The following is a 24,561-nucleotide window of genomic DNA, read 5'->3' on the forward strand; positions in this document are numbered from 1 at the left end:
TTAGCAGGCATTCACTTTGTCTGAATATCATTATGTTATATTATACCACTATGCGTTTTAAATGCACAACAGCTTAGCAGCCCCGCTGCTAGTCCAAATGCTTCTGGAACAAAACCGCCACTATCACTCAACCCGACTACACAAATAGCTGCAACTCCTGGTCATTCTAACTCATCAAAAGGGGGTCAAGTAGTAGAATCATGCCCTTATCATTTAGAGTTGGTGGTCGAAAAAGAAGCCGATCGAACTCACCTGGATTTCTATTTGCAAAGAGGCGACAACCACCAGACAATACCTAATGCGAAGATAAGCGGTCAAATTCAGATGCCCGATCGCACTCAAAAGGATCTTACCTTTACTTATGACCAGAAAGACCAGCACTATACTGCTTTCCTGCCTGGAAAAGCTACTGGTCAGTACCAGATGAAGATTACTGCTGATATTAAGGGTCAAAAGGTAGACGGTCGATTTACGTTCAATCGTTAGGGATACGGCACTGCCAATAGTTGGCGAATTAAGACTGAAACCATTAACTATATCGTTTACAGCCGATTGTTCCCCTCTAAATACCCCTTGTTTTACAATGTTAAAAGCTTCTAACAGGTGCATCGAATTTGATTTAATCCGAGCTTTGGCTATCGTCAGTGTTGTGATTATTCATGCTGGTTTTTTGTCATTACCCGATCCCAGACTTCTATTTATTTCGATCGATACACTCCAACTTTTCTGTGTACCTGCATTTTTACTGCTCAGCGGTTTTTTTCTTACCAACAAGCGTGAGAATCAAAATAACCCAACGCTGATATTAAAGAAAAGGCTATCGCGAATTATACCACCCTATCTTTTTTGGTCGGTAGCCTTCTACATTTTAAATAATTTTGGCAACCTCAAACGATTTGATTTACTTGGATTAGTTAGAGATGTGCTGACAGGTTCTGTGCTGCCCCCCTATTACTTTATAGTTGTGATTGTTCAATGCTATTTGTGGTGGTGGATTTTAGTTAAATTAAGATTTTTAGAACCCCGAAAAGTTTTGGCTTTGGGTTTCACCATTCAAATAGTTTTTACCCTAGTCTTTTACTTAGTTGCTCTCAAATACTTACCTTCCATACCTATACCGCTGATAGAGCGCTGGATTTTTAGTTGGATTTTGCCGTTTTCCACTGGTTTAGTTCTTGGCAGTTGTTATGACAACATTCAAGGATACCTTCATCGCCAAAGAATGCTTATTTTAGCAGCAACTATCTTGTTCTATCTAGCAAGTATTGGGGAATTTTACCTACTCAGTGAAGTAAATTCGGATGCCTGGTTTGCCCGATCGTTTTTTAAACTATCTACTCAAGGATACGCAATTTTGTTCGTACTGTCGATATTGGCATTTTCTCAAAGCATCATACTTCCCAGTAAACTATCGAAATTAGTCAAAATATTGGCGGCTTACTCCTTTCCTATATACCTGCTAGATGTGATGGTAGTAAACTATGTTAATTTAGCGTCTTATAAATTTATGTATTCTCCCGATCCCCTGCTCAAGCTCGGAGTTTTAGTGACGGTAGATTTGCTAGTTTGTTTTGGGATTATTTACCTGTTGCAAAAACTTTTACCCAAGAATTACAGTCAGTACATTCTGGGAATTTAATCTGGATTTACGCCACATCCCTGGGGCAGAGGCGCTGGAAGATGTGGAAAATGGGTTTAACAATTTCATCCTGATTTCATTGCGTAATGTCAATGTGAAGTTAAGGAGAGTTAAATGTGGCTCAATGATTTAAAACATTAAACTTTTCAGGGATCTTTACCTATGAGCGAACACCCACACTATCACCCATCCTATTGCGATACAGTGGTTCAGTGCGCTACTGAATGCGAAAAATGCGCTGAGTTCTGCATCGGAGAAATGCCAGAATGCCGCCGACTCTGCCGAGATTGTGCAAACATCTGCTGGACTTGCGCTAGTTTTAGGAGTCGCGGTTCGTGCTTTGCAGAGGTAATCGGTAAAGTCTGTGCGGATATCTGCGAAGCTTGCGCTAGCGAGTGCGAGAAACATCAAAACGAACACTGTCAAAAATGCGCTGAAGCTTGTCGGGGCTGTGCTGCGGAATGTCGCGATATGGCAAGTGCTGCTGCTTAATTAATCACGCTTCGGCAAGGTGGGATTTGTAATACTCACCTTGTCTGGAAACAGTTAGTTCCAATATTCAATAAATTAATTATGAAACTCCAAAACATTGTAGGAACAAATAAGAAGGTGGATGTAAAGGCGATCGCTGCCGATAAAGAGCTCACTCGCCAAATCCAAATTCGTCTCATCGACTTAGGTTTGCTAGACCCTCCAGCCAACGGCATCTTTAGTGCAGTCTCTACTGCGGCTCTCAATCGATTTCACAAGCTGATTCAGTGCACTGATGAACCAGGATTTATCGGAGCAAAAACAGCCGAGAAACTTATTGAAGCCAAGCCATCGGATCTCAAATTTCCACCTCCTGTCCTCAAGATAGTTAAGGAGACATTTCTCAAGGCTAGACCTATCTATGCGTTAAATTTATCAGATGCAGAGAAACAAGAAATTGAAACGGGGAAAGTATTGGAGCTTGTCTCTTATGAAATGGTTCGCGATCACATCCGAGTAGCTTTCCGAAAAGATTCCTTTAAAAATTCTCAAATCTGGTATGTCTATAGGCCGCACGTCCAAATTTTACAAGAAGGAAAGGTAATTTATCCAAAAACTAAGCCTAAGAGCTTTCAACTTGCTAATTTTCCTTACAAGTACCAACTGGATAATTACTATAATCCGACTGGTGCTTGCAATGTCACATCAATGGCAATGTGCTTGCAGTTCCTCAACAAACCGCGCCGGGACAAGATCGGTCAATTTGAGGACGAACTCTACCAATATGCACTCAACAAAGGTTACAGTCGCTGGAACCCCTACGACTTGGCAAAAATTGTCAGAGAGTATGGTGCTCAAGATACCTTTAAAGAGAATGCGACATTTGAGGAAGTTAAAGATTGGTTAGTAGATGGAAACCCAACTGTCATACATGGCTATTTTACTTCTTTCGGTCATATTCTGCCCGTAGTTGGATATGACGAAACTGGCTTGATTGTTCACGATCCTTATGGAGAATGGTTTGCTAGCGGGTATAACAACAACGCCAATGGAGCTTATCTTCACTATTCCTATGATTTAATCCGTCGCGTTTGTATGGCAGATGGAAATTTCTGGGTTCATTTCATTTCCAAGTAAGAGAGTAAAGCGCTTGTTTGCTATTAAAATTCACCTCTCACTGGTTCATATTTCATCTTGATTTCATAATTAGCTGTCAATCTAGTTAATAAGAAGCTAACTCTTCAAATATGAATGTTGAAGTAGGTTGGCGTACTGTACTTAATTCCCTAGAGAGTCAAAACTATGAGAACACTCATTTACGGTGCTGTATTTGCTCTGTCAGCCACAGTTTTAGTTCCTGCTGTCCATGCGAGCACCAGAACAGGCGCCGAGAATTTTCCTCACATTGATAGTGCAGTACAATTTCCGGAAACTAAGGCAAGAATCGTCAGGCATACTTTCCGGCTGCACATTCCTCAAGGAACTAGGGCTATTTCTCAATTAAAAATTAGCGTTCCTGCGGGGTTAACTGTCAGGGATGATATCAGTATATCTGACGATTCAGGTCAAAAAATTGACACTAAGGTTTCTGTCAACAGCAATCAAGTTATACTAACCTTCTCCCAACCTCTTTCTCCCGAAAACACAATCAAAATTACCATGAATAAAGTAATAATTTCTGGAGTTTCTAACGCTTGGATGTACCAACTTACTGCTATATTAGTTGGCGACAATACAGACATTATCCTCGGTATAGCACGGGTTCGTAGCTATCAATAAAAAAATCAGGTGTTACGGCCGATCTTTCATCCTGATTTCATCCATACGTATCAAACTAAGAAATAAGCCAAACGTTAGTTTTCAAGGAGTGCAGTCGTGAAAAAATTAATTAGTATTAGTGCAGCATTTGCCTTAATTCTTACCTCTTCTATCTCCGCAGCAGAAGCAACAGGAATACCGGGAGATTCCCAATCTCCTCACATTGTCGGAGGCCGTTCCTATCCTGACTACCCAACTTGGAGAGCCTTCCACGATTTTGACGTTCACGTTGAGGGAGAAGCCATTTCAGAACTGTCAATTCAGTTGCCATCACTGCGAATCAAGGGTATTGAAGTAAGCAGTCAATCCGGTGAAAAGATTGAGGCAACAACTTCTGTTAAAGGTGGAAAAGCAACGGTAGTTTTCTCCAAACCTGTAGTTGCCGGGACTGTGCTGACAATTTCTATGCTTGAGGTTGAGGCTTCAATCTACCCGCGTAATTATATATACCGCGTTTATGCCAAGAAAGTGGGTCAGAGTTCAGACAGTAAAGTTGGTACGGCCAATATTCAAACTCTCCCGCGTTGGTAAATGCTTGTGAAGGTTGAGTCTTTAAACGACTGACATCTGACCTGGATTTATTTCAGGGCTTTTAAACCAATTAATGCCGAGTCCATTGAGTTAATTATTTGAGGAGCATCGCCATGAAAAAGTTACTTTACGCTGCTGCATTCACCTTTGTGCTAGCATTTAATGCCCCGACTACTCTTGCAGGAGGAGCCATGCGAAATGCTAATGTTTCTCACCTCGTACACAGCGGCGCCCATCCCAATAACGCTCGCTTTCAGGGTGCTACCCATCATTTTGAAGTTCACGTTCAGGGAAAAGCTCTTTCGGCACTTGCAATTGATTTGCCGGATGATGTGAAAATGCGTAGCGGAATTGAGGTCAAAAATCAATCTGGTCAAAAAATCGAGTCTCAAGTTTCTGTTAATAACCGAAAAGCCACAGTAGTTTTCTCCCAACCTGTTTCTCCTGATACCACCATATCAATTGATATGCGGGGCATATACACTCCTGGTTACAGTCGGAATTGGGGCTATGCTATCTCTGGTAAAATGGTGGGAATAAATGCAGAAGTACCACTCGGTACAGTTTTAATTCAAACCTACTAAAGGTAGCTGGCAGTTAGGGATTTTAAATTGCAATTAACTTGAATAAATTCGAGAAAATTGCAATTTAAAATTTGCTCTTACTTAAAGGCTAAAAGCTAAAAAAGTCTGAAGAGTGCTATCTTTTGTTGCTCAATTTTTAAAAAGATTTACTGCTATAAATTAGAGTTATGCCCTGACCAATTAGCTATTAACACTTTAACACTTACCAATTACCACTTAGGAAGATGAATCAAAATAAACTATTTAATCGGACTCGCTGGAAATTAGCCATTTCCTATGCAGCAGTAATGGGTTTGATTTTAAGCTTGTTGGGATTTGGTGTATATAAGGCGATCGCCCACGCTCACTGGGTAGCCCTAGACCGGGAATTAGAATCGGTAGCGGGAACGCTACATGACAGCCTAGAAATCAAATTGCAGCAGCCCGGACGCTTAGAGCCAATAGTAAGCGAACTTTTGCCCAACCTCCGCCTAATGGGAGTTAACGACATTAAAGAACAGTTGCCCAGCCGCCATACTTTAAGCGCTATCAACCAAGGCCATTACTATATTCGTTTATTTGATAAGTCAGGAAATTTGATTGCTACAGCAGGCGCTTATCCCAAAGAATTGCTAGCGACCTTTAACTCAGAACACTGGCAAACAATTACTGACAGCAAAGGCAATATTTATCATCAAATTTCTGTATCACTGCATACTCAAAATCAGAAAAGTTGGGGATATTTTCAAGTGGGGCGGAGCTTGCAAGACTTCAACGATTATCTCAGTACAGTCAGATTAGTTTTAAAGTTGGGATTGCCTACTGCGTTAATCTTGGTAGGTTTTTCTAGTTGGTGGCTGGCAGGATTGGCAATGAAACCAATTTATGCTTCCTACCGACAAATTCAACAGTTTACAGCGGATGCTGCCCACGAATTGCGGACGCCTTTAGCGGCATCCCAAGCGACAGTAGAATCCGGGCTGTTAATGTCTGAATTGGATGAAAAAGAAGCACGGGAAATTTTGCGAACTGTAGAGCGTCAAAACCGCAGATTGACTCAGTTAGTGGCTGATTTGTTGCTGTTGGCGCGGATGGATAATCAACCGATACCCGATCGCCATCAATTGTGTTGTTTAAATGACTTGGTTAGCGATTTAGTCGAGGAATTGGCAGCAATGGCGATCGCCAGAGAGGTAGCGCTAACATCGGAATTGCCGGTGCATCAGCCCTTGACTATTATTGGTGATTCTAACCAGCTTTATCGCTTAGTTTTTAATTTAATTGTCAATGCCATTCAATACACTTCACCTGGTGGCCAAGTAACTGTTATTTTAGAAAAAACTGACCATTTAGTTGTGATTCATGTCCAAGATACAGGGTGTGGGATTGCAGCAGAAGATCAAAAGCAAATTTTTGATCGTTTCTATCGAGTTAACAGTTCACGCGATCGCGTTACTGGCGGCTCGGGATTGGGATTGGCGATAGCGCAAGCTATAGCCTTAGCACATGGCGGTAGCCTGACTGTGCAAAGTAAATTGGGTACGGGTAGCATTTTCACACTGCGATTTCGAGAAAGAAATGCGGCGTTGATGAATGATGCCATGAATCATGGAGTAATCGGCACATCCTAGAACTTGGGCGTTGGGCGTTGCACATTTATGGTATGATGGACAAATATACTTAACTAACTAGGGCTTGCTCAATAAGTGGTTCAAGTAAACACTGTATGGATTTTCGGACGAAAAAAGGTAGTAATGTGCAGGAAAAACAGGTGAAATAGATCAAAATCCCTGCATTACCATCTGCGAGCATATACATAAAAGCGGAACTTTATCTTCTCCCACCCTTGGAGTTTGAGCTAGCCAACGGATACAAAGGGCTTTTTCCAACTCGACCACACATGATTTTTTAGGGCCGATGGCTTGTGCAATCATCTTTGATAAGTCGCTTCTTCAATCCTATGTTTTCTTCCCCTTCTTCTTTCCATTATCACTCTCTTTCCTGGATCATAGAATTTGTTGGTAACACGATGATATTATACAGGGTTTAAAAAACCTTATTCGTAGCAATATTAGCCATTCCCTTTTGTTTAATATTTTAATTCAAGCTGATGTTGAAACTCAACATTTGCATTTGACTGCTTACAACTTAGAATTCGGAATGCAAATGAATTTTGATGCAAATGTCAATCAACCTAGAAAGCTTACCCTCCCGACACCCATACTTGCTTAAATTCGACCAAAATTTGCTAACGGCAGCTTCCCCTTATAATCGCTTCCAGGTCAAGGAGAGCTTTCACCTTCTTCAGCCTCAATCTCCAACTGATACACCCTCAAACTCGGATGTTCGCCAATCAGTCGCCAGCCATATCCTTCAACCGTTGGGGTAGGTCGCACTCCCTGGCGGTACAGGAATATCGGCTCATTTCTCATCAATGCGGTGAATATCTCCCGCTCTCTGTCTTTGCCATCATCCCAAATCAGGTGAGCTTTGCCGAAGTACCCCGCACCCATCAAACTGGCGAACAGCCATTCCATGAGAGCTTGCTGCTGTTTCTGGGTTAGCGGGGATTCACCGTAGCTATCGATTATGGGAAGCTCGGATTTGGGTTTGAGCGAGGCGAGGAGGGCGGTGACGAGGTTGAGGTACTTTTTCATCCGTAGTAGAGAGGCGTAGACCAAATATTATGCACTGGCGCAACAAATTGGAAAAAGTCTCGCACCAACTCAATACCTAGTCACAATTATATCAAACTGATAACAGTGGCTGTTGAGAAATTCAGGTAATCTTGGAATTAGATGAGCAAAATCTGGAAATTGTTCGCCACAGATTTTCTTAGTAATTCGAGGCTGATGAGGGTTTATTTCGCTAAATTTCGGAAAACCTCGGATTCACCTTGCCCATCTATTCGATCGATTCTTAGCTATTCACATCACATATCGAGCCGTATCCTCACGAAATCACGGCAGTTTATCAAGAAATGCTACCACGTCAGTTTTTCCGCTTCTTACGGGCAGGCAATCCAGGGACAAGGAAAATCATGATGACCAGATTGTCAATTTGTAGCTTTGTCTAATTGTTCTTAGTGGTCGCTTAGGAATCACTGGCAATGACAGTTTTATTGAATATAAAATGCTTTTCGTTGGTTGTAAGTATGAAATACAATTAATTGACTAAAAGCTACTTAAATGCTATTAACGTAGTCCTTCGCTTTTGGACGATGATGTTTTTTCTCCATAACTATGACTATCTCTCATCAATCACATCTAAATCTAATGAGCAAAATAGCCACAATAACTAAAAATCACATCGAATGGTTTAAGGAACCGAAGGACTGCTTTTTCTACTATGGCAGCAACTGGTGTCCGGGTTGGGCGATGGCGCTACCCTTCGACTCCGCTCAGTGCAAGGCGCCACGCAAGCTACGGTAAAATTGAACTTCCGTTGGCGCAGCCCTCGCAGAGGATCGTTCCTCAATGTTTCCATCTGGTAAGAGATGCTTCCGGTGACTGTCATTGGCTTCCTAGTAACAAAGCTTCTTTTCGTGGGGAAGGTCAAAGTCATCTGTTTGACAGTAGTTATAGCAATCCTAAATCATTTGTGAATTCTTACTTCCTCCCCGCGGGTTCGGGGAGGGTTGGGGTGGGGTAAAAAATTTACGACTCATTTAGGATTGCTATAGTGCAATTTATCTTAAGAAGAATTTCTAACTTGGGTAGGGAGATTGCTGGAATTGGGCCGCAGTTGGAGTGGATGTGTTGCCGTAGAAGTGGGACACTCGTAACTTTACGAGCTCGGGTTCAATTTCGGGGTCGAAGCTGCCCTCGCGGCTGTTAATCAAATCGGCCCAGGGCAGGCTTTGAGTTTCGGCTTGCAATTTTTTCACTAAGTCTTCGACGCGGCCTATCGGTCTGGCGGGGACGCCGGCCACTATATCGCCCTCGGCGACATCTTTGGTGACGACGGCACCGGCGGCGACGATCGCATTTGGGCCGATAGTGACGTTGCGAAGGACGATCGCATTTAAGCCAATAAATACGTTGTCCCGGATGTCTATCTTGCCTACGGCATCTAGTTTAACGTTGTAAGCCCGGTCAAGCATGGCGATCGAGCCATCGTGGCCGAGCACGGTACAAGATGAGAAGTGAACATTGTTGCCGATGCGGACGTAGGCGGGATCTCCAAAGACGGTATTTGGCCAGATGCTGCAATTTTCGCCGATCGCGTACAAGTTGCCGTGGCGGCGGAGAAATTCTGTGTATTCTTTGGCACAGGGGTTACAGAATTGGATGTAAAGGCCACGGAACTTGCCGTAACGCATGGCAAGATGGCGGATAATTTTTTGCAATGTTGATCTAAGCATTTTCCTGGTTTTTGGTAGATTGAAGAATCTGGGCAGGAATACCAACAGCAGTTTGACCGGCTGGAATGTCTGATAAAACTACAGCATTGGCACCGATATTTACGTCATCTCCCAAGTTTACTTCTCTGAGGATTTTTGCACCAGCGCCGACGTTAACCCGATCGCCCAATTGAGGCGATTCTAGCGGTTTGTCCAAATAGCGGTTTCCCAACGTTACACCTTGGCGGATGATGCAATCGTCGCCGATCGTACAATATTCGTAAATAATAGCGTTTTGATGTTCAATCACCACGCGACGACCGAGCTTCACAGTGTAAGGCAAGTCTATCCCGTAAGTATTGCGGACTTTTCGGTACAGCGATCGATAAAGAATGCTCAAGGGAGCCCGTAGCAGCTTGGGTTCAACTTTCATTCTCCAGACACCGAAGCGTTGAACTGCTACGGCGCGAAATCCCGGTTTTGTCCAATCTCGACCATGAGCAATCCAGTCTTCTTTAATTTGCTGCCACAGTCCCAGGCCGGGGTCTTCTACTTCATTTTCACTTGTGATTAAGTTTTGCTCAGTTACCATAAGCTCTAATTCACACTATTTCTTGTTTACTCTATTGTTAGATGCCGACGATATTAATGGGTCTATAGCAATCCTTGCAGGAGTCGTAAATTTTTTACCCCACCCCAACCCTCCCTGAACCCGCTTGCTCGGGAGTAAGAAATTCACAAATGATTTAGGATTGCTATATATGGTCAATTCCTTTGATTGGCTTAAAATCAAGAAATTCAAGCCTATCTCCTGAAATTTCCTGCACTTTCTAGCGACTAATAGCGTTGCACCAGTTCGCTACTGGTTTTTCTTATGCTCAAGTTTGTTGTGTGTTTAGCTTACTATTTTGTTGACCCGCTACAGAAAATGGTCAAATTGTTTTCTTAGGTGACAGAAAAAGTGATAAATGGGTAAGCAATTTTGAAAAAGCATAGTTTTTTGATACTCAAAACAGTGCAAATACTAAAACAACAGTTTTAAACAATAATTCTGTAGCTTGCTGGTTTTTTGCTGATTCTATATTTGTTATTGCCGTTTTCTGATCAGAACCCCCTTAGTCAAATTTATTTTTTGTTCCTATCTTATTTGTAAACAAAGGTCAAGTTTTTGCCGTCAAAAAGAGAAATAAAATTGAGATGATATACTAAAAAAATAATTTATCACTCGATACCAAGCTCGATTACCACCATGACAATAACAGCAGGATTCGCAACAAAAATGCTGCGGGCAACACTCGCTGACTACAACTTTTGGCCCCAATCTGAAAGCGATTCACCGCTTTCAATTAAAAGAGCTAAACTGCCATTGGATGAAGCAGCAATCCTTAGCAGAGATGCTTCAATGCGGAGAGCTGCAATCAAGGCGATGAATCCCCTCGCTCCTAGTTACAAAGCTCCGGCGACACGACGCATTGAATACAAAACTTTAGATGAGCTGTTTCAACCTTTGATCAGAAACTCTTTGACAGAGTTAGTAGGGATGGCAACCCAAAGTTTGGCGATGGAAGAGCCTGTTTTACCAGAGACAGTATTTAGCATTTTGATGCCGATCGAACAGGTTGAATATCTAACTGAGCTGTACCAAACATTCAGTCAGTTGCAAAATACTAAAGTCATCATGGTTCACGACGATGACGGTGACAACACAAGCCCTGATGCTTACACAACTCTGATGATTGCTGGAGAATCAGTGGAATCAGAAGTTATCCTGGCTCAGGCTCTGCTGATTCAAACCTGATAAGCGCCAAAGTTCTTTCTCTCTTGTTTTTAATCTCTTCTCTGGTATTGACTACAGAGAAGAGATTAATTCTCATGTATTCACAAATTAAATAAATAATCATGGCAATTAGAATCACCGCCCCAAATCAGCCAAGTATTCAAGTAAACTCTTTGCCTTATTCCTTACCTGTTACTGCGATCGCAGACAGTAACACAAATACTGACGTTCGATTTAAACTAAACGGTACAGTTGTCGGCACAGACGCCACAGCAACCAATGTCGGCACGACGGCTGCGCCTCAATATCAATTTGGGATGAGTATTACAATTAATACTGCGGGGAATCATTTAATTGAAGTTGAGGATATTACTGGAACAGCTCCTGTCACAGTTCGATCGACCGCTCAAGTAAATTTTGAAGTAAAACTTAATACTCCGACAATTGCGCTTAGAGAACCTGTTTTATTTTCAGGACAGACAGTAGTAGTTGCTGATGTAGCATTTCCGCCAACAAACTCTTTTGTCCGTTTCACTCTCAACGGCTCAATTATCAAAGAATCTCCTTGGGTTCCATTCGAGACAGCTATCACACAAAATGGAACTCTACGCGCTGATTTGATGGTTGGCACTAGCATTGTTGCTACAGCTTCTCGGGATGTTACTCTTATTCCTCCAGAGCCGGCAATCGTTGGGCCACAAGGTCCGATCGGCTTAACCGGCCCGGCTGGCCCGATCGGACCTCAAGGCGTTCCCGGCGAAAAAGGCGATCGCGGTGATGTTGGTCAGCCGGGAACTCCCGGCGCAACAGGTGCAACTGGTGCAACTGGTAATCCTGGCGCTCAAGGGATTCAGGGAATTCAGGGAAATCCCGGCGCGACTGGTGCGGATGGTATGCCCGGTGCAGCAGGTACACCCGGTGCTACCGGCCCGGCTGGTGCTACCGGCCCGCAGGGTATTAAAGGTGATCCAGGAAATCCCGGCACTCCCGGTGAACCCGGTACAGCAGGTGCGATCGGGCCGGCTGGTGAAACAGGAGCACCAGGTCCCAAAGGCGATCAAGGAATTGCCGGCACTGCTGGCGCGACTGGTGCGATCGGTCCGATCGGCCCGAAAGGTGATCAAGGAAATCCCGGTGTTGATGGCTCCGCAGGTTCTCCCGGTGTAGCCGGTGAAAAAGGCGAAGCAGGCAGTCAAGGAATTCAAGGCATTCAAGGTTTGACCGGCCCGGCTGGTAGTCCTGGCCCTCAAGGAAATCCAGGCATTCAAGGTGAACCGGGCGAACGTGGTTTACCGGGAACTCCCGGTGCAACTGGTGCTGAAGGTTTACAGGGTCAGCCTGGGATTGCCGGCCCGCAAGGTGACAAAGGCGATATTGGCAATCCAGGCATCCCTGGCGTTCCCGGTGAAAAAGGCGATCGAGGCGATCAAGGTCTAGTTGGCGCTACTGGCTCTCAAGGAAATCCAGGCTTAACCGGCCCACAAGGCAGTCCCGGAATAAAAGGCGATCGTGGCGACCAAGGCATTCCCGGTGATATTGGCGCAACCGGCCCGGCAGGTTTAACCGGCCCGCAAGGCGCTCCCGGCATAAAAGGCGATCGAGGTGATCAAGGCATTCCCGGCACAGTCGGCCCTGCTGGTGATCAAGGTTTAACCGGCCCGCAGGGTGCTAAAGGCGATCGTGGTGATCAAGGTTTAGTTGGTGAAGCTGGCGCAACGGGCCCGATCGGTTTAACCGGCTCTCAAGGTTCTAAAGGTGATCGGGGCGATCAAGGTATCGCTGGCGATCTCGGCCCTGTTGGTCCGATCGGTTTGACGGGCCCGCAAGGTTCTAAAGGCGACCGTGGCGATCAAGGAATTCCAGGCGACATGGGCGCGACGGGTCCGATCGGTTTGACAGGCCCGCAAGGTCAAAAAGGCGATCGAGGTGATCAAGGAATTGCTGGCGATATGGGCGCTACTGGCGCTACAGGTTCGATCGGCTTAACTGGCCCCGCAGGTCAAAAAGGCGATCGCGGTGATCAAGGAATTCCAGGCGAAATGGGTTCGCAAGGTTTGCAAGGTAATCCCGGCACTCCCGGCGAACGTGGAGAGCAAGGGATTCAAGGCACACCGGGTGATATCGGCCCGACTGGTCAAATGGGGCCGGCTGGTGCAATAGGGCCACAAGGTGGAACAGGGCCACAAGGTCCTCAAGGACGACCCGGCTTGATTTGGCGTGGAAATTGGAGCCCAACATTCCAATACGCCATGTTTGATGCTGTTGCCTATAACGGAAGCAGTTATATTGCCACCGGCCCGAGTTTGAATAATCCACCGCCGTCGATGTTCTGGACTTTGGGAGCTAAACAAGGCGATCAAGGTTTGCAAGGACTTCCGGGAGCTAAAGGTGACACAGGAGCGATCGGCCCAACTGGTTCAACTGGCGCTGCCGGAATTCAAGGTGCAACTGGTCCCGCTGGAGCACAAGGGCCGACTGGTTTGAAAGGTGATACTGGTTCAACAGGTGCAACCGGAGCCACTGGTGCGACTGGTGCGATTGGTGCAACTGGAGCGCAAGGAAATCCAGGTGTCGCTGGTGCAACTGGTGCGATCGGTCCTAAAGGTGATATTGGCGCAACTGGTGCGACTGGTGCTCAAGGAATCAAAGGTGACACAGGAGCGCAAGGAATTGCTGGCGCTGCGGGTGCAACTGGTGCGACTGGTGCCACTGGTGCGATCGGTCCTAGAGGTCTTGTGGGTGCAACTGGTGCGACTGGCCCTCAAGGAGCTACTGGCGCAGCGGGAGCCACTGGTTCTCAAGGAATTCAAGGTGTTGCTGGCCCTGTTGGTCCGACAGGTGCGAAAGGTGACACGGGAGCAACTGGACCAGCGGGAACAGCAGATATTGTTTGGTCAGCGCCAATTTCTTTGCCTTTGTCGTGGAACGTAACAGGCAATGTAACCTATCAAACCTGTGGCAAATTAGTTCGAGTTAACGTAGATGTGCTTATCCAATACGCCAACATTTCCGGCATGATTATCTGTGGAAATATGCCAGCTACTGTCTTTAACACCTGGTTCCATTCCACAGCACTGATTTTCAAGCCTGACTTAACAATTGCTGCTACTGGTCAATGGGGATTGATGAGATTCCAACCAAATAACCGAGACATTGCTCTTATGTTTGACAAAATCGTGAACGAACAAATCCGATGCGTCAGCAATTTCATCATGGCGGTTAACTAATTTCTGAGTTCTGTAGTTTCATAGCTCTGTTTTCTGATAAAGCAGGGCTGTGAAGCTAAACTCTTCAATTACCACAAGAATTAAATGCTTCCACAATTAGCCAATACTTACAGTCCAGCAAAGGAATATCCTACAGGTTTCTGGTTTAGCAGTCCTAAGCTCAACGGAATTCGGTGTGTTTATCAAAGATTTGGTGCAATAAAGGGACTAAGAAGCCAGACTTTGACTACGCGATTCGTTGGTATCGATCGGCTTGAGTTAGCTTGTCAAGGTATCTGTGATGCTAACAATCTCTCCTTTATGGATGGTGAGTTATTTATTCCCGGCAAAACACTGGATGAACTTACGGTATTGGTACGCGATCGAACCAACTATGACCTTGCTGATAAGTTTGCTATCGAGTTTAGAGTTTCTGCTGTTGTTGAAACAACAAATCCTAATCTGACCGGGCATCAAATGATTACTTTGATGCGACAAAACATCCCATCAATGGGAATGGTGAGTTTTATACCTCAAGAATTGATTCGCAGTACACCGCTCGGCGTTCTTGACGAATATACGAAGATAGTGAATTCTGGTGTTTCTGATGAAATATTTCTAAGAAATCCTGATTCAGTTTATTCAGAAGTGCGATCTGACAACTATTTGAAAGTGAAGGCTATAACAAGCGGAATCTTTACTGTTGTTGGATTTACTCAAAATCCTGTAGTAAATTTCGTAAGTTATATGTCAGTTGAAGGCATGGTGAATGGAGTTAATAAAATTACTCGTGTTTACGGCTTAAACGATGAAGAGGAACAGGATCTCTGGATGAATAGAGATTCCTATATGGGTAAACAAGTCCAAATCGTTTATATGGGGCTAAGTGCTACAGGGAATTTACGAACCCCTGCTTTGGGTCGATTCGTTTAAGGAGAAAGTTTGAATGATGTTGCCACAATTAGCCAATACTTACAGCCCAACAAAAAACTATGGCGTAACAGAATGGTTTAGCAGCCCTAAACTCGATGGAGTCCGGTGCTTATATGAAAATATGACCAGTGGATTGAGAAGCCGATCGGGATTGACTCGATATTCAGGAATGACTGAGATTGAGGAAATATGCGAAAGTATTCGAGCGAGTAATAATTTATCTTTTATAGACGGTGAGTTGTACATCCCTAGAACTCTTTTTGATGTTATCTCAGGAATTGTCCGCAGTAGAAAAACTGTAGAATCTGTAGTAGCAAATAAACACAAAGTTCAGTTTCGCATCTTTGCGATCGGGTTCAATCAATTTCCGACAATGGAGACGGTTCATGAAATAGATCAGGTCAAGCAAATTTTCCCCGCAATGGGGAAAGTTAGCTACGTCCCTCAGAAATTGATTGAAAATAATCCTTTGGTAATCCAAACTGAAGCTGAATTGGTCAAAAAATCTGGACTCTCAGATGAAGGAATAATGCTGCGGAATCCGAACTCTGTTTACTCCGGGGTTCGATCGAACAATCTCCTAAAAGTCAAAAACTTTGTTAAGAACAACTTTACGGTGGTTGGGTTTACCAAAGGTAGTGGCAAATATCTAAAGTCTCTGGGTAACGTACTGATTCGGGGAATGATTGACGGTCGAACCATCAATAGTAAAGTGGGAACAGGATTTACTGACTTGGAGCGATCGACAATCTGGGCTAACCAAGCTGATTATTTAGGCAGAACAGTTGAAGTCGTTTATCTCGGCGTTACTGCTACAGGTTCTTTACGGCATCCAATATTTTCGGCATTTGTCTGAGCCAAAATAGAGGCAGAAAAAAGCTTGAGTAGTGTACATCTACTCAAGCTTTTTTCTGTCTGGTTCAAAACTATTTGACGATTCCTACAAGTTCCGGCACTTTCCCCGCTAATTTCCAGCCTGTGCTAGGCGAGTAAACCGGGGTGCTAGCGTTAACTCCCCAGCCTGCTAGTTCACTTGTTGGTACTTCAACGAAGGAACTGTCAGGAGCTTTGATTTGCCAGGTTTGCTCATGATGACTCAAGGTTTTTTGCGCTAGCAAGTCGGCTGGAATAGGAGGAGGTTGAATGCCTGCAACAGGAGGAACAGGAGCAACTGATTGAGCAGTAGATTCAGCAGCAGGTGCAGGCTGTGGTTGGCTTGGATCAGGCTGAACTAAAGTCAAAAAGGATTTGCTGAAAGTGATCTTAGGTCTGCGAGAAGCCTTAAAAGTAGTAGGTTCTCCAGTTCGTGGGTTGCGCCCTTCACGCGCAGCGCGATCGGTAGCTTTTAAAATCCCTAAGCCCTCCAATGGTACTTTTTCTCCATTGCGGAGATTGAGCGACATGAAGGCGACTGCGGATTCCCATACTGCACTAACGGTGCTTTCAGCAAATCCAGTTGAAGTTTTTACGTGGTCGATTAAAGCAGACATGACTAATGCTAACTAATGAATATTTTAATTATGCACTATCAAATGATTAATTTGGTGGTAGACCAAAATCTTCAGGGGTATAAAGTCCTGCTGGGAACTTGCCTTCTAAGTAATCGATCTGTTCTTGACTCAGCGTTCGATTATAGAGCCGAACTGTTTTCGTGATTATCTGTCCACTTTCCTCCATATATTTGCCGTTGGTGTAACAGCGCATCTCGCGAGTTTCACCGATCGCAACTTTACTTTGGTACTCTTTCGGTATCCATCCAAGCGGAAAGTACCCGACATTTCTGGTACTTTCAGGGAAGCTCATATCAACGCCAAGTTCCATCCGTGCTGCCACTTCTCCCGCAGCAGGCTTCATTCGCTGAACAATCCGAATCAGAACATTTTGCCCTTTCCATTCACCTTTACTCCACACATTGGGTTCTTGCTTGTGAACGTTGTAGGCATTGAAATAAGGTAAGGTGTCGGGATTATCTTGCAAATCTGTCACGATTTCGTCCCTGAATAAGTTGAACACTAATGACCCGGTACTTAAATCAGTAGCATGGGTATGAACTGCTCTCCAGTAAGCAGCAGCCCAACTTTTTGCGCTGAAAGCCTCGCCGTTGGGATCGGCTAATTGTTCAAGAGCAGAGTTTTTGAGAGCTTGATATTTTGCCGATACCTCACGGATTTTGGTAGTGTCACCATCGTTTTGCTTTTTCCATTCGATCGCAACCTTCATCTCGTCCGCGTATCCTTTGCGTTGCTCAAAAGCAAAATCTAACTGCTTTTGAGCGACCACAACACCCACAAAGAGTGCATTTTCAAAGGAATTGATGTTGATGTTGGTTTCTAGTTGAGCTGGTCGCCAGTAGCTGTTAACGACTCTAACCAGGCGGGAAATAGTATCGATCGAATCCGGGGCAACTCCACAAGCTCGGGTTAGATAAACCGCATCCTCTTTGAAATCTTTGAGCCAAGGGATTTTAGCCGCGTCTCCCAGAGTATTGAGATATTCGGTAACAGCTTGCAAACCCTTGTCGTTGTTAGGATATGCCGATTTGAGCGAATCCACAGCGATTTGCAATTCCTGACTGAGGAAGTCGATAATTGCCATTTCTTTGGGAGCTGTCTGCATCCCACCGGGAGGAATCATCAGGACTATTCCTTCAGCTCCCGCACCCCGCGCCCGACCGAGAAGTGAAGCCACAATCCCGGTGCTGTCATTCATGCTGTTAATCGCGACTTGTTGCAGAGTTCCGGTCAGCGCCATTTTTGGAAGCTTGTCAACGGATGGAGGTGTGTCAAAGTTGTCGATCGCATCTCTGAGAGCTGGATACTCCTTAGATAGGATGAGCTGAACAAAGTCGCCGTCAAAGTCTCTGCCCAGAGCCAACATTAGTTTTGTCGAGGCTGCCATCAATCCATGTCCTCTGGCATAAGTGCCTTCATGACGGTTGATCCAAAGCTGGCAGTCTCCCCAATGTCGCATTGGATTACAGAAAACGATATACTCACCGATCGGCATCCCCGGTGCACAGAAAACTTTTTCGGTAAAAGTGGTTACGTTGTTCTCATCCGTACTTTCGTACTTTTGGAAATACTCATCAGGTTGGGACATGAGTGACCAGAAACGAACTCCGGCTGCTTTGGCTAAGTTGAGCCAAACTGCGCGAAGTCTTTCTGCTACCTTGCCTGTGATGTAGGGATGCAGTAACAGTCTGCCTTTTATGTCATATTTGATAATCTCCATTGCTGTGTTGACATATTCAGCTTCTGATTGGATACTATCGCCTTGTTCGCGTTCTTGTTCTGCTTCTACTTGATGGATTCTCAACTCTGTCGCCAAAGCTTGAATCGAGTTAGTAGCTGCTGCTAGCTTTTCACATTTTGCTCGAAGTCGGGTAATAATCCTGTCTTGTTCCAGGGTTTCAAATTTAAACCATTGAAAAAGCATCCAGCCAGCTTTTGCTGTACGTTGTTCTGCTTCAAATACCAGCCCGCACAGCAATTTATCGCTGTAGTTTCCGAGTGCTGGTTTTTTGCCTTTGAGCGAACTCCAGGGAATCACCAAATCATAGCCTGACTCATCTAACAGAGGATTATAGGCGATCGTCCCTTTTGCTACCCATTGTTTAAATGCTGCTATCCGAAATTGAATAGGAATATCAGCATCAATTTCATTAGGGTCAAACTCTACTGTTCCTGCACCAAGTACCTCCATAAATTCTTTGGAAGCTTTTGCGTGACTGTCTCCGCTGTTCCAGTGCCGTTTATTTACTGGATCATCTTGCGGGTTGCCGTTAGCATCTTTTGCTGTATCATCAACAATCACATAATTGAACTCTCGCCCAATTAAATGCTTGCATCCTGTGTGAAGAATACTGCCGTAAATAATTCGTTTCCATTGTTCCGTTGTTACATCTCCATAGTAATCACTACCGATCGGAGCTAAATTGAATGTAAACCTACCATGATTGCGGGAGTTGCTACCTAAATCTAATTGATATCGATCGGTTTTGTCGGCTACGAACGGATTGAGAAGTGCAGCATTTTTGGTATTTTCGGGAATTTCACCAATACAAAATCTATCTTTTCCAACATCTTTGTGTAACCCTGAAAGCAGGGTATTTCGCAAAGTAACTTTGGGAGTATTTGACCACTGTTTTGCAACACAGTCCCACACTGACCAAACAGCAGTTGTTGCTACTTTTGCCAGTGTTTCGTCTGCGCCGTACCAGTCATAGTTAAGTTCATAGTTGGTTGGCATCTGATTAAATGAAGTCCATAAAGTTGAGTCTACCTGTTGCTATTCTAGCAACTTTGTCTGCCCCTAATAATGCTAGAATTTCTTCTTGTCCAGTAACTTGAATGGGATTATCAGGATTGGTTAAATTATAGCAAATAGCAAATTCATTTTTTGGATCTACCCCGAGTCCTATAATTTGGCTCATAGCAAGTTTGGCATTGTTTCGCATATCTCTAGCGGAGGCTTTGAATTGTTCCAATATCTCGATCGCATTAGTATCGTACATGGAAGCTACTCTCAGATTAAATCGGTTGGGATTATCAGCTAAATCTCCAAAAACGTAGAGAGTTTTCGCTAAGGCAGTTTTATTCCGCATGGCTAAAATGATAATAATTGAAACGATTAAAATTGGATTAGCCATTGCTAACAGAAACATCCAGGCAGTAACATTCATATTCGTCGTACCAAAAACAGTCATCAACAAAGCTTCGTTAGCTTTCAAGGCAGAAGCAGCAAAGAATCTTAGTGCTTGAGCTCCAGCGCTGCCCGAAACTTTGAGTACGATCGAAGTGACAGAATGAGTAAGCGCTGAAATTAAACTGGCTGGCATTCCAATCAGATTCATACAATTGGTCAAAAACCAGCTTGCTATGCTGGAAATTATGCCTGCGGTAATCCCTACAGTCGCCAAAGCACCGCCAACAGCAACGATCGGCGCTACGACCGGGACAATAATCAAAGCGCTGGCATTTACTTTGATACTTCGGATTGATAAGATTCGATCGTTATAAATTGAGTTGATATCATAATTGCTATGAGCTGTTACTGTTCCACCTCCAGTTCCTGTATCTGTGATTGTTCCTGTGGGAGGAGTTCTTACAATTCTAGGAGAAGGAATTGGCGCGTCACCCATAGCAACCAAACTTCTAGCCACATTGTTGTATCTAGCTCTGGTTCTTCTTCTTTCATCCAATCTCAAACGCTGATCCTGTAATTCCCGGTAATATTGATCTCTTAATCTTCTGGCTTCTTCCTGCATTTGAAGCTTTTTTTGATTGATTGATGACCAAGCCTCATCCATAGCGTAGTCAATTTTTACTCCTGTTTTGGACAATTCTGGGAGATTTAAGCTGCTGTTGAAAGCATTTATGACATCGCCATAGATACCTTTTTCTGTACTGGTAGAAGTTAGTGCAGCCAACGCTCTTTCACCAGCACCTGCTAAATTGTCATAAAGTTTGCTGTTGTAAGCTCTGTTTATGCCGTGGGATGTTTCCAAAAATGCGGTTCCGCATTGACCTATCAACATAGGGAATGCCAAGACATTTTGTGATGACTGAAGCCAACTCAGGATAGCTTTACCTGTTGGATGAGCTAATAATCCTTGAGTTAGTGGTTGTTCCAGCAGCCATTGCTGGGGAGCATCCATTATCTTTTTGACTTCACTAACCCCTGTTAGCGATTGAAAGTTTGCCCAGACATCGGTAATTGCATCAGTAGTAGGCATAAGAATTGTGATTTTAGGATAACCAATATTGTAGTTCAAATCACACTGTTAATGCCTACTACTATCTTCAGGCCAGGAAGATTATGCTTCAAAAATTAGACTTCTTCAAACTTTCCTGTTTAGCAATTTGATCGCACTCAGTCAGTTCAGGAGTGGAGTTCCGGGCTAGCCAGATCCATGTTACCTCATGAACTTTTACTAACTTATCAACTTGTTCCCACAAATCTTGGTTAGCTTTACGTTTCCAACCTTTTGCCATTGTGTTGACCACATAGGCTGAATCAGAAAATATGGTAACTTTGCAGGGCTGTTTCAGAGCTTTTAACCCTTCGATCGCTGCCATCAGTTCCATGCGATTGTTAGTAGTGGTTGTGTCAGATCTACCACTAATCATTTTCTTGTTAGTTTTCCCTGGAATAGTGAGGAAGGCAGCCCAACCACCGGGTCCTGGATTTCCTGAACAAGCACCATCACAATGAATGTTGACTACACTTTTTGGTTGCTTACCTGTATCTTGAGTTGCGTTTACCATTGATTTCAAATGTAGAAGAATCAAAACCTAATAGCGAAGCGATATTACAGATGACATTTGCTATAATATAATCAAGAATTTTGAGACTTAATATGTCTGAACATACCGATTTATTAATAGAATGTTTGCAGTTACGGGCAGAGAATCGACGACTGAATCAGCAACTAGAACACATGAAGAATCTGACCCAGGAAAGGTTTAATGAATTTAGACACGATGGCGTACCGCCCCGCGAGCTACGACCAAACGGAACTCTGACAGAAAAAAGTAGAGAATTCATAGCGCTGAATGGTGGCGGAAGTCTCTACTTTGTTCAGTATGTCGATCGAACTGGGAAATCTTACATATCAACGGAAGGATTTACACCAGACGGTGATATCGCGCCTAAGCTTTTTTACTTTGGATGCGCTGTGTTTTTCCTGGTAGAAGAACTGACGCGACAAGGATTTAGTGGTTTGCCGAATAGATTTTTAAAGCTGTTCGATCGGAATCCTAAATTCTTGAGCTATATCGTGAAAGAATTTGACAGGGTGATGTCATAGCATTATTTACAAACAAGCCCAGCGAAGAAGCTCAGGAGCGGTCAAAGAATAATTAACTTGATGTTTAATTGATGAAAAAGCTCTACGTGCTTCATGGACTAAGCGATCGATATCTGCCAGAACCAGAGAATCAAGCTGGTTTTCGTTCATGAAATCAGCAATGTAAGCAGACATCAGGTAGGTATTAGCCAAAATTAACTTATTTGGTTCTTCTTCCAGCATTAAAATTTCAGTTGCTGATGTACCGATGACAAAAACCCCATTAGCAAAGTCACGATGTTTGGATTTAGTGCTAAAAGTTTTCCACTTTCTAGGAGCTTCGACTTTATCCAGTACAGAATCTGAAGAATGATTACAGTAATCAGCAACCAATGCAGCTACGAAAGTCTTAACAATGATTTCGTTGCTGTGTTTATAACTGTAACTGCTATTTTCTAGAATTCGTCTGGCAGAAACGGCTACACTCCACGCTTCTACTACATGGGAATGAATAGATACTACTCTCAGTTCTACTTCCTTGTTTCGTAGCTTGCGGGCGCGTAGCGCATCGATAGCTAAGTAAACAGCATGACCGTCGATACCGTCTAACTGGGCAATAAAACATCGCACAATCAGCCTACGACCACAATTCATGTCCAGAAACAAATTTCGTTTGTTTTTGTTTTTGCTTTTGATTTTGTTTTTCGTTTTTCGTTTTCATGATTCTGAATCTAAAGTTAAGGTTACTTATGAGCGATCGTACCATTAAAAAACGCTTTGAAAAACACGTTATTAGCAAAGATAATTGCTGGTTAACAGATTTGTGGTGTAATGACAAGGGTTATCCTAAAATTAGTTTGAACAAGAAGAGGATAAATGCTTCTCGTGTAAGTTTTCAACTATACAACGGGGAAATTCCTGAAGGTATATTCGTATGTCATAAATGCGATAATCCATCTTGTGTAAATCCTGAGCATTTATTCCTCGGCACTCATAAAGAAAACATGAGAGATATGGTAGAAAAAGGACGCTCTAATAAAGGTTCTAAAAACCCTCAGTCTAAACTAACCGAAAAAGAAGTGTTTCAAATCAAAGCTTTGCTACTTGAAACTAACTTAACGGTTGAAAGAATCAGTATATTATTTGAGGTTTCTCGACGAACGATCGGATACATCAAACAAAACAATATCTGGAAACACGTTAATTGTGTTGCTAACAGCAGTTTTAGTAACACCAGCACCGATCGAAACAAAAACAATAACAGAAACAATAACAGAAACGGTAACAGACAGAAATCTTTAGAATGGGAACAATTGAGTTTATTTGACTAATCTGTTACTAAAGCAATCCCAGAATTTGCAGATGTCGATAAACTAGAATTTCTTCAATGCCGACTTGCCGACCGATTGCCTTCATGGATTGCCCCTCGGCTCTGAGCGATCGAATGCGTTCTCTCAGAGCTTGAATTTGTTCAACGGATTGAGTTACTGGTTCGACTTGCTTAGGATGTAAATTCCAGGCTCTGATGCTGCGCTGTACCTTTGCTGCTGTTGTGTTGGTATGTTGGGCGATTTGGGAGTAAGACATTCCTTGACGGTACAAACGGATTTGTTCTTCAATATTGCTCATCTCTTCGCATTTGAACAAATAACTATGACTAAAATTGAGGAGGTAAAGAAGCTAGAAACTGGAGACGCATTAAGGGAACAGTGGCTTGCGGGACACAAATTGATAGACCTGCTAAGTTGATTGCTTCTGCCCTGCCCGGAGTTCTCCGTTCTACTCCGACATTGACTGGTGGGGGATTGAATCTCCACCAGTGGTCATAATGCAGTCCAGCCAAGTAGGAGGAAACGCCATCATCCACAGACAAAGAGCTGGGTTTAATTTCTGGGTAGCTGGTAAACGACCTTGCAATTTCAATCTGAGTTCCAAGGTGTTTTGACCAGCCCTCCCACCCTTTCCGTTGCTCGACGGCAAGGTGGTTGGCGTAGGCAATGACAAATACTCTTTGTCTCTCGTGTGGCGCACCGCACTCCGCCGCGCTGATGACTTCAATTTCTGTTTGATAATCAGCCAGTCGGAATCCGGCAATAATTGTTCGTAGCCCTCGATCGATAACCCCTGTAGGCTGCTCCAGAACCACAAAACTTGGTCTACCGATGATGATGCACCTGAGCGCTTCAAACCAGAGGCTTGATTCGACGTGAACGAGTCCGGTTTTGGTTCCAGCTCTTGATGTGCCCCGACAGGGAAAACTACAGAAATAGACATCGGCTTTATTTTTGGTTGGTAGGTAGTCACAGATATCGGAATGGATTGGGATTCCTGGAAAGTGTGTTCTAAGAACTTGTTGGGAGTAAGGATTGTTTTCTACGAATTCGATCGTCTCTAATTTAATCTGAGAGTTGTTGTTGACTAAACTACTGGCTAGTTCCCATGCTCCTATTCCGGCAAATAAATCAACGCATTTTAGTTTCATATTCCTAACTTT

At 43.8% G+C, this 24,561-nt stretch carries 24 protein-coding genes; 14 read left to right on the forward strand and 10 right to left on the reverse strand.

All coding sequences use genetic code 11. The features are described from left to right. Positions 1-222 precede the first annotated feature (222 nt). From QUB44_RS19825 to rppB, 8 genes are all read left to right on the forward strand, one after another. Positions 223-486: a hypothetical protein gene (locus tag QUB44_RS19825; RefSeq protein ID WP_333370038.1), complete on the forward strand. Its 264-nt coding sequence runs from the start codon at positions 223-225 to the stop codon at positions 484-486. Between the two features lie 97 nt (positions 487-583). Then, positions 584-1,639, forward strand: a complete 1,056-nt coding sequence (locus QUB44_RS19830) for an acyltransferase (RefSeq protein ID WP_333370040.1) — start codon at positions 584-586, stop codon at positions 1,637-1,639. A 162-nt stretch (positions 1,640-1,801) separates the two neighbouring features. Further along, positions 1,802-2,131, forward strand: coding sequence for a four-helix bundle copper-binding protein (locus QUB44_RS19835; protein ID WP_333370042.1), 330 nt, complete (start codon positions 1,802-1,804; stop codon positions 2,129-2,131). Positions 2,132-2,212: 81 nt separating this feature from the next. Next, the gene (locus QUB44_RS19840; protein ID WP_333370044.1) at positions 2,213-3,247 is read left to right on the forward strand and encodes a C39 family peptidase; all 1,035 of its coding nucleotides are present in this window, start codon (positions 2,213-2,215) and stop codon (positions 3,245-3,247) included. A 165-nt stretch (positions 3,248-3,412) separates the two neighbouring features. Then, a complete protein-coding gene (locus QUB44_RS19845) occupies positions 3,413-3,889 on the forward strand; it encodes a DUF2808 domain-containing protein (RefSeq protein ID WP_333348468.1) in 477 nt (158 codons plus the stop codon). 96 nt (positions 3,890-3,985) lie between these two features. Beyond that, complete coding sequence (locus tag QUB44_RS19850) at positions 3,986-4,459, forward strand: hypothetical protein (RefSeq protein WP_333348470.1); 474 nt, start codon at positions 3,986-3,988, stop codon at positions 4,457-4,459. Positions 4,460-4,572: 113 nt separating this feature from the next. Continuing rightward, entirely contained in the window at positions 4,573-5,043 is a 471-nt protein-coding gene (locus QUB44_RS19855; protein ID WP_333348472.1) for a DUF2808 domain-containing protein, read from the forward strand. Positions 5,044-5,267: 224 nt separating this feature from the next. After that, on the forward strand, positions 5,268-6,653 hold the full coding sequence (gene rppB / locus QUB44_RS19860; RefSeq protein WP_333370046.1) for a two-component system sensor histidine kinase RppB: 1,386 nt from the start codon (positions 5,268-5,270) through the stop codon (positions 6,651-6,653). Positions 6,654-7,304: 651 nt separating this feature from the next. On the opposite strand, the gene QUB44_RS19865 is transcribed toward rppB, so the two are convergent. The 3 genes from QUB44_RS19865 to QUB44_RS19875 form a co-directional block, all read right to left on the reverse strand. Continuing rightward, entirely contained in the window at positions 7,305-7,679 is a 375-nt protein-coding gene (locus QUB44_RS19865; protein WP_333370048.1) for a hypothetical protein, read from the reverse strand. Positions 7,680-8,728: 1,049 nt separating this feature from the next. Then, positions 8,729-9,385, reverse strand: coding sequence for an acyltransferase (locus tag QUB44_RS19870; protein WP_333370050.1), 657 nt, complete (start codon positions 9,383-9,385; stop codon positions 8,729-8,731). Then, positions 9,378-9,956, reverse strand: coding sequence for a serine acetyltransferase (locus tag QUB44_RS19875; protein ID WP_333370052.1), 579 nt, complete (start codon positions 9,954-9,956; stop codon positions 9,378-9,380). The genes QUB44_RS19870 and QUB44_RS19875 overlap by 8 nt, the downstream gene beginning before the upstream one ends. A gap of 657 nt (positions 9,957-10,613) precedes the next feature. Here QUB44_RS19875 and QUB44_RS19880 point away from each other — a divergent pair. The 4 genes from QUB44_RS19880 (at position 10,614) to QUB44_RS19895 (ending at position 16,136) form a co-directional block, all read left to right on the forward strand. After that, the gene (locus QUB44_RS19880) at positions 10,614-11,162 is read left to right on the forward strand and encodes a hypothetical protein (RefSeq protein WP_333370054.1); all 549 of its coding nucleotides are present in this window, start codon (positions 10,614-10,616) and stop codon (positions 11,160-11,162) included. Positions 11,163-11,263: 101 nt separating this feature from the next. Beyond that, positions 11,264-14,368: a hypothetical protein gene (locus tag QUB44_RS19885; protein WP_333370056.1), complete on the forward strand. Its 3,105-nt coding sequence runs from the start codon at positions 11,264-11,266 to the stop codon at positions 14,366-14,368. 84 nt (positions 14,369-14,452) lie between these two features. Then, the gene (locus QUB44_RS19890; protein WP_333370058.1) at positions 14,453-15,280 is read left to right on the forward strand and encodes a hypothetical protein; all 828 of its coding nucleotides are present in this window, start codon (positions 14,453-14,455) and stop codon (positions 15,278-15,280) included. Positions 15,281-15,293: 13 nt separating this feature from the next. Then, positions 15,294-16,136 (forward strand): ATP-dependent DNA ligase, encoded by an 843-nt coding sequence (locus QUB44_RS19895; protein ID WP_333370060.1) that lies wholly within the window; start codon positions 15,294-15,296, stop codon positions 16,134-16,136. Positions 16,137-16,206: 70 nt separating this feature from the next. Here the strand turns inward: QUB44_RS19895 and QUB44_RS19900 are convergent, their stop codons facing one another. The 4 genes from QUB44_RS19900 to QUB44_RS19915 all read right to left on the reverse strand — a co-directional run bounded on the left by QUB44_RS19900 (position 16,207) and on the right by QUB44_RS19915 (position 21,546). Continuing rightward, positions 16,207-16,770, reverse strand: a complete 564-nt coding sequence (locus QUB44_RS19900; RefSeq protein WP_333370063.1) for an HU family DNA-binding protein — start codon at positions 16,768-16,770, stop codon at positions 16,207-16,209. 46 nt (positions 16,771-16,816) lie between these two features. Further along, positions 16,817-19,528: a hypothetical protein gene (locus QUB44_RS19905; protein WP_333370065.1), complete on the reverse strand. Its 2,712-nt coding sequence runs from the start codon at positions 19,526-19,528 to the stop codon at positions 16,817-16,819. A gap of 4 nt (positions 19,529-19,532) precedes the next feature. Then, positions 19,533-21,014, reverse strand: coding sequence for a hypothetical protein (locus QUB44_RS19910; RefSeq protein ID WP_333370067.1), 1,482 nt, complete (start codon positions 21,012-21,014; stop codon positions 19,533-19,535). Between the two features lie 88 nt (positions 21,015-21,102). After that, on the reverse strand, positions 21,103-21,546 hold the full coding sequence (locus QUB44_RS19915; protein WP_333370069.1) for an RNase H family protein: 444 nt from the start codon (positions 21,544-21,546) through the stop codon (positions 21,103-21,105). Between the two features lie 92 nt (positions 21,547-21,638). Here QUB44_RS19915 and QUB44_RS19920 point away from each other — a divergent pair, with 92 nt between their 5' ends. Beyond that, on the forward strand, positions 21,639-22,088 hold the full coding sequence (locus tag QUB44_RS19920; RefSeq protein ID WP_333370071.1) for a hypothetical protein: 450 nt from the start codon (positions 21,639-21,641) through the stop codon (positions 22,086-22,088). A gap of 6 nt (positions 22,089-22,094) precedes the next feature. On the opposite strand, the gene QUB44_RS19925 is transcribed toward QUB44_RS19920, so the two are convergent. Then, complete coding sequence (locus QUB44_RS19925) at positions 22,095-22,721, reverse strand: hypothetical protein (protein ID WP_333370073.1); 627 nt, start codon at positions 22,719-22,721, stop codon at positions 22,095-22,097. Positions 22,722-22,816: 95 nt separating this feature from the next. Here QUB44_RS19925 and QUB44_RS19930 point away from each other — a divergent pair, with 95 nt between their 5' ends. Beyond that, on the forward strand, positions 22,817-23,398 hold the full coding sequence (locus tag QUB44_RS19930) for an HNH endonuclease signature motif containing protein (RefSeq protein ID WP_333370075.1): 582 nt from the start codon (positions 22,817-22,819) through the stop codon (positions 23,396-23,398). 7 nt (positions 23,399-23,405) lie between these two features. On the opposite strand, the gene QUB44_RS19935 is transcribed toward QUB44_RS19930, so the two are convergent. After that, the gene (locus QUB44_RS19935) at positions 23,406-23,696 is read right to left on the reverse strand and encodes a hypothetical protein (RefSeq protein WP_333370077.1); all 291 of its coding nucleotides are present in this window, start codon (positions 23,694-23,696) and stop codon (positions 23,406-23,408) included. 28 nt (positions 23,697-23,724) lie between these two features. After that, the gene (locus tag QUB44_RS19940; RefSeq protein ID WP_333370079.1) at positions 23,725-24,549 is read right to left on the reverse strand and encodes a DNA cytosine methyltransferase; all 825 of its coding nucleotides are present in this window, start codon (positions 24,547-24,549) and stop codon (positions 23,725-23,727) included. Positions 24,550-24,561 lie beyond the last annotated feature (12 nt).

The organism is Microcoleus sp. AT3-D2 (assembly GCF_036705715.1).
In the GTDB taxonomy this organism is placed as follows: Bacteria; Cyanobacteriota; Cyanobacteriia; order Cyanobacteriales; family Microcoleaceae; genus Microcoleus.

Coding starts and splice junctions, on each gene's coding strand:
- QUB44_RS19925 (WP_333370073.1), bottom strand. CDS start 22,721: ATGAATTGTGGTCGTAGGCTGATTGTGCGATGTTTTATTGCCCAGTTA.
- QUB44_RS19840 (WP_333370044.1), top strand. CDS start 2,213: ATGAAACTCCAAAACATTGTAGGAACAAATAAGAAGGTGGATGTAAAG.
- rppB (WP_333370046.1), top strand. CDS start 5,268: ATGAATCAAAATAAACTATTTAATCGGACTCGCTGGAAATTAGCCATT.
- QUB44_RS19910 (WP_333370067.1), bottom strand. CDS start 21,014: ATGCCTACTACTGATGCAATTACCGATGTCTGGGCAAACTTTCAATCG.
- QUB44_RS19885 (WP_333370056.1), top strand. CDS start 11,264: ATGGCAATTAGAATCACCGCCCCAAATCAGCCAAGTATTCAAGTAAAC.
- QUB44_RS19880 (WP_333370054.1), top strand. CDS start 10,614: ATGACAATAACAGCAGGATTCGCAACAAAAATGCTGCGGGCAACACTC.
- QUB44_RS19870 (WP_333370050.1), bottom strand. CDS start 9,385: ATGCTTAGATCAACATTGCAAAAAATTATCCGCCATCTTGCCATGCGT.
- QUB44_RS19835 (WP_333370042.1), top strand. CDS start 1,802: ATGAGCGAACACCCACACTATCACCCATCCTATTGCGATACAGTGGTT.
- QUB44_RS19940 (WP_333370079.1), bottom strand. CDS start 24,549: ATGAAACTAAAATGCGTTGATTTATTTGCCGGAATAGGAGCATGGGAA.
- QUB44_RS19830 (WP_333370040.1), top strand. CDS start 584: ATGTTAAAAGCTTCTAACAGGTGCATCGAATTTGATTTAATCCGAGCT.
- QUB44_RS19900 (WP_333370063.1), bottom strand. CDS start 16,770: ATGTCTGCTTTAATCGACCACGTAAAAACTTCAACTGGATTTGCTGAA.
- QUB44_RS19875 (WP_333370052.1), bottom strand. CDS start 9,956: ATGGTAACTGAGCAAAACTTAATCACAAGTGAAAATGAAGTAGAAGAC.
- QUB44_RS19890 (WP_333370058.1), top strand. CDS start 14,453: ATGCTTCCACAATTAGCCAATACTTACAGTCCAGCAAAGGAATATCCT.
- QUB44_RS19905 (WP_333370065.1), bottom strand. CDS start 19,528: ATGCCAACCAACTATGAACTTAACTATGACTGGTACGGCGCAGACGAA.
- QUB44_RS19920 (WP_333370071.1), top strand. CDS start 21,639: ATGTCTGAACATACCGATTTATTAATAGAATGTTTGCAGTTACGGGCA.
- QUB44_RS19895 (WP_333370060.1), top strand. CDS start 15,294: ATGATGTTGCCACAATTAGCCAATACTTACAGCCCAACAAAAAACTAT.
- QUB44_RS19845 (WP_333348468.1), top strand. CDS start 3,413: ATGAGAACACTCATTTACGGTGCTGTATTTGCTCTGTCAGCCACAGTT.
- QUB44_RS19935 (WP_333370077.1), bottom strand. CDS start 23,696: ATGAGCAATATTGAAGAACAAATCCGTTTGTACCGTCAAGGAATGTCT.
- QUB44_RS19865 (WP_333370048.1), bottom strand. CDS start 7,679: ATGAAAAAGTACCTCAACCTCGTCACCGCCCTCCTCGCCTCGCTCAAA.
- QUB44_RS19930 (WP_333370075.1), top strand. CDS start 22,817: ATGAGCGATCGTACCATTAAAAAACGCTTTGAAAAACACGTTATTAGC.
- QUB44_RS19915 (WP_333370069.1), bottom strand. CDS start 21,546: ATGGTAAACGCAACTCAAGATACAGGTAAGCAACCAAAAAGTGTAGTC.
- QUB44_RS19855 (WP_333348472.1), top strand. CDS start 4,573: ATGAAAAAGTTACTTTACGCTGCTGCATTCACCTTTGTGCTAGCATTT.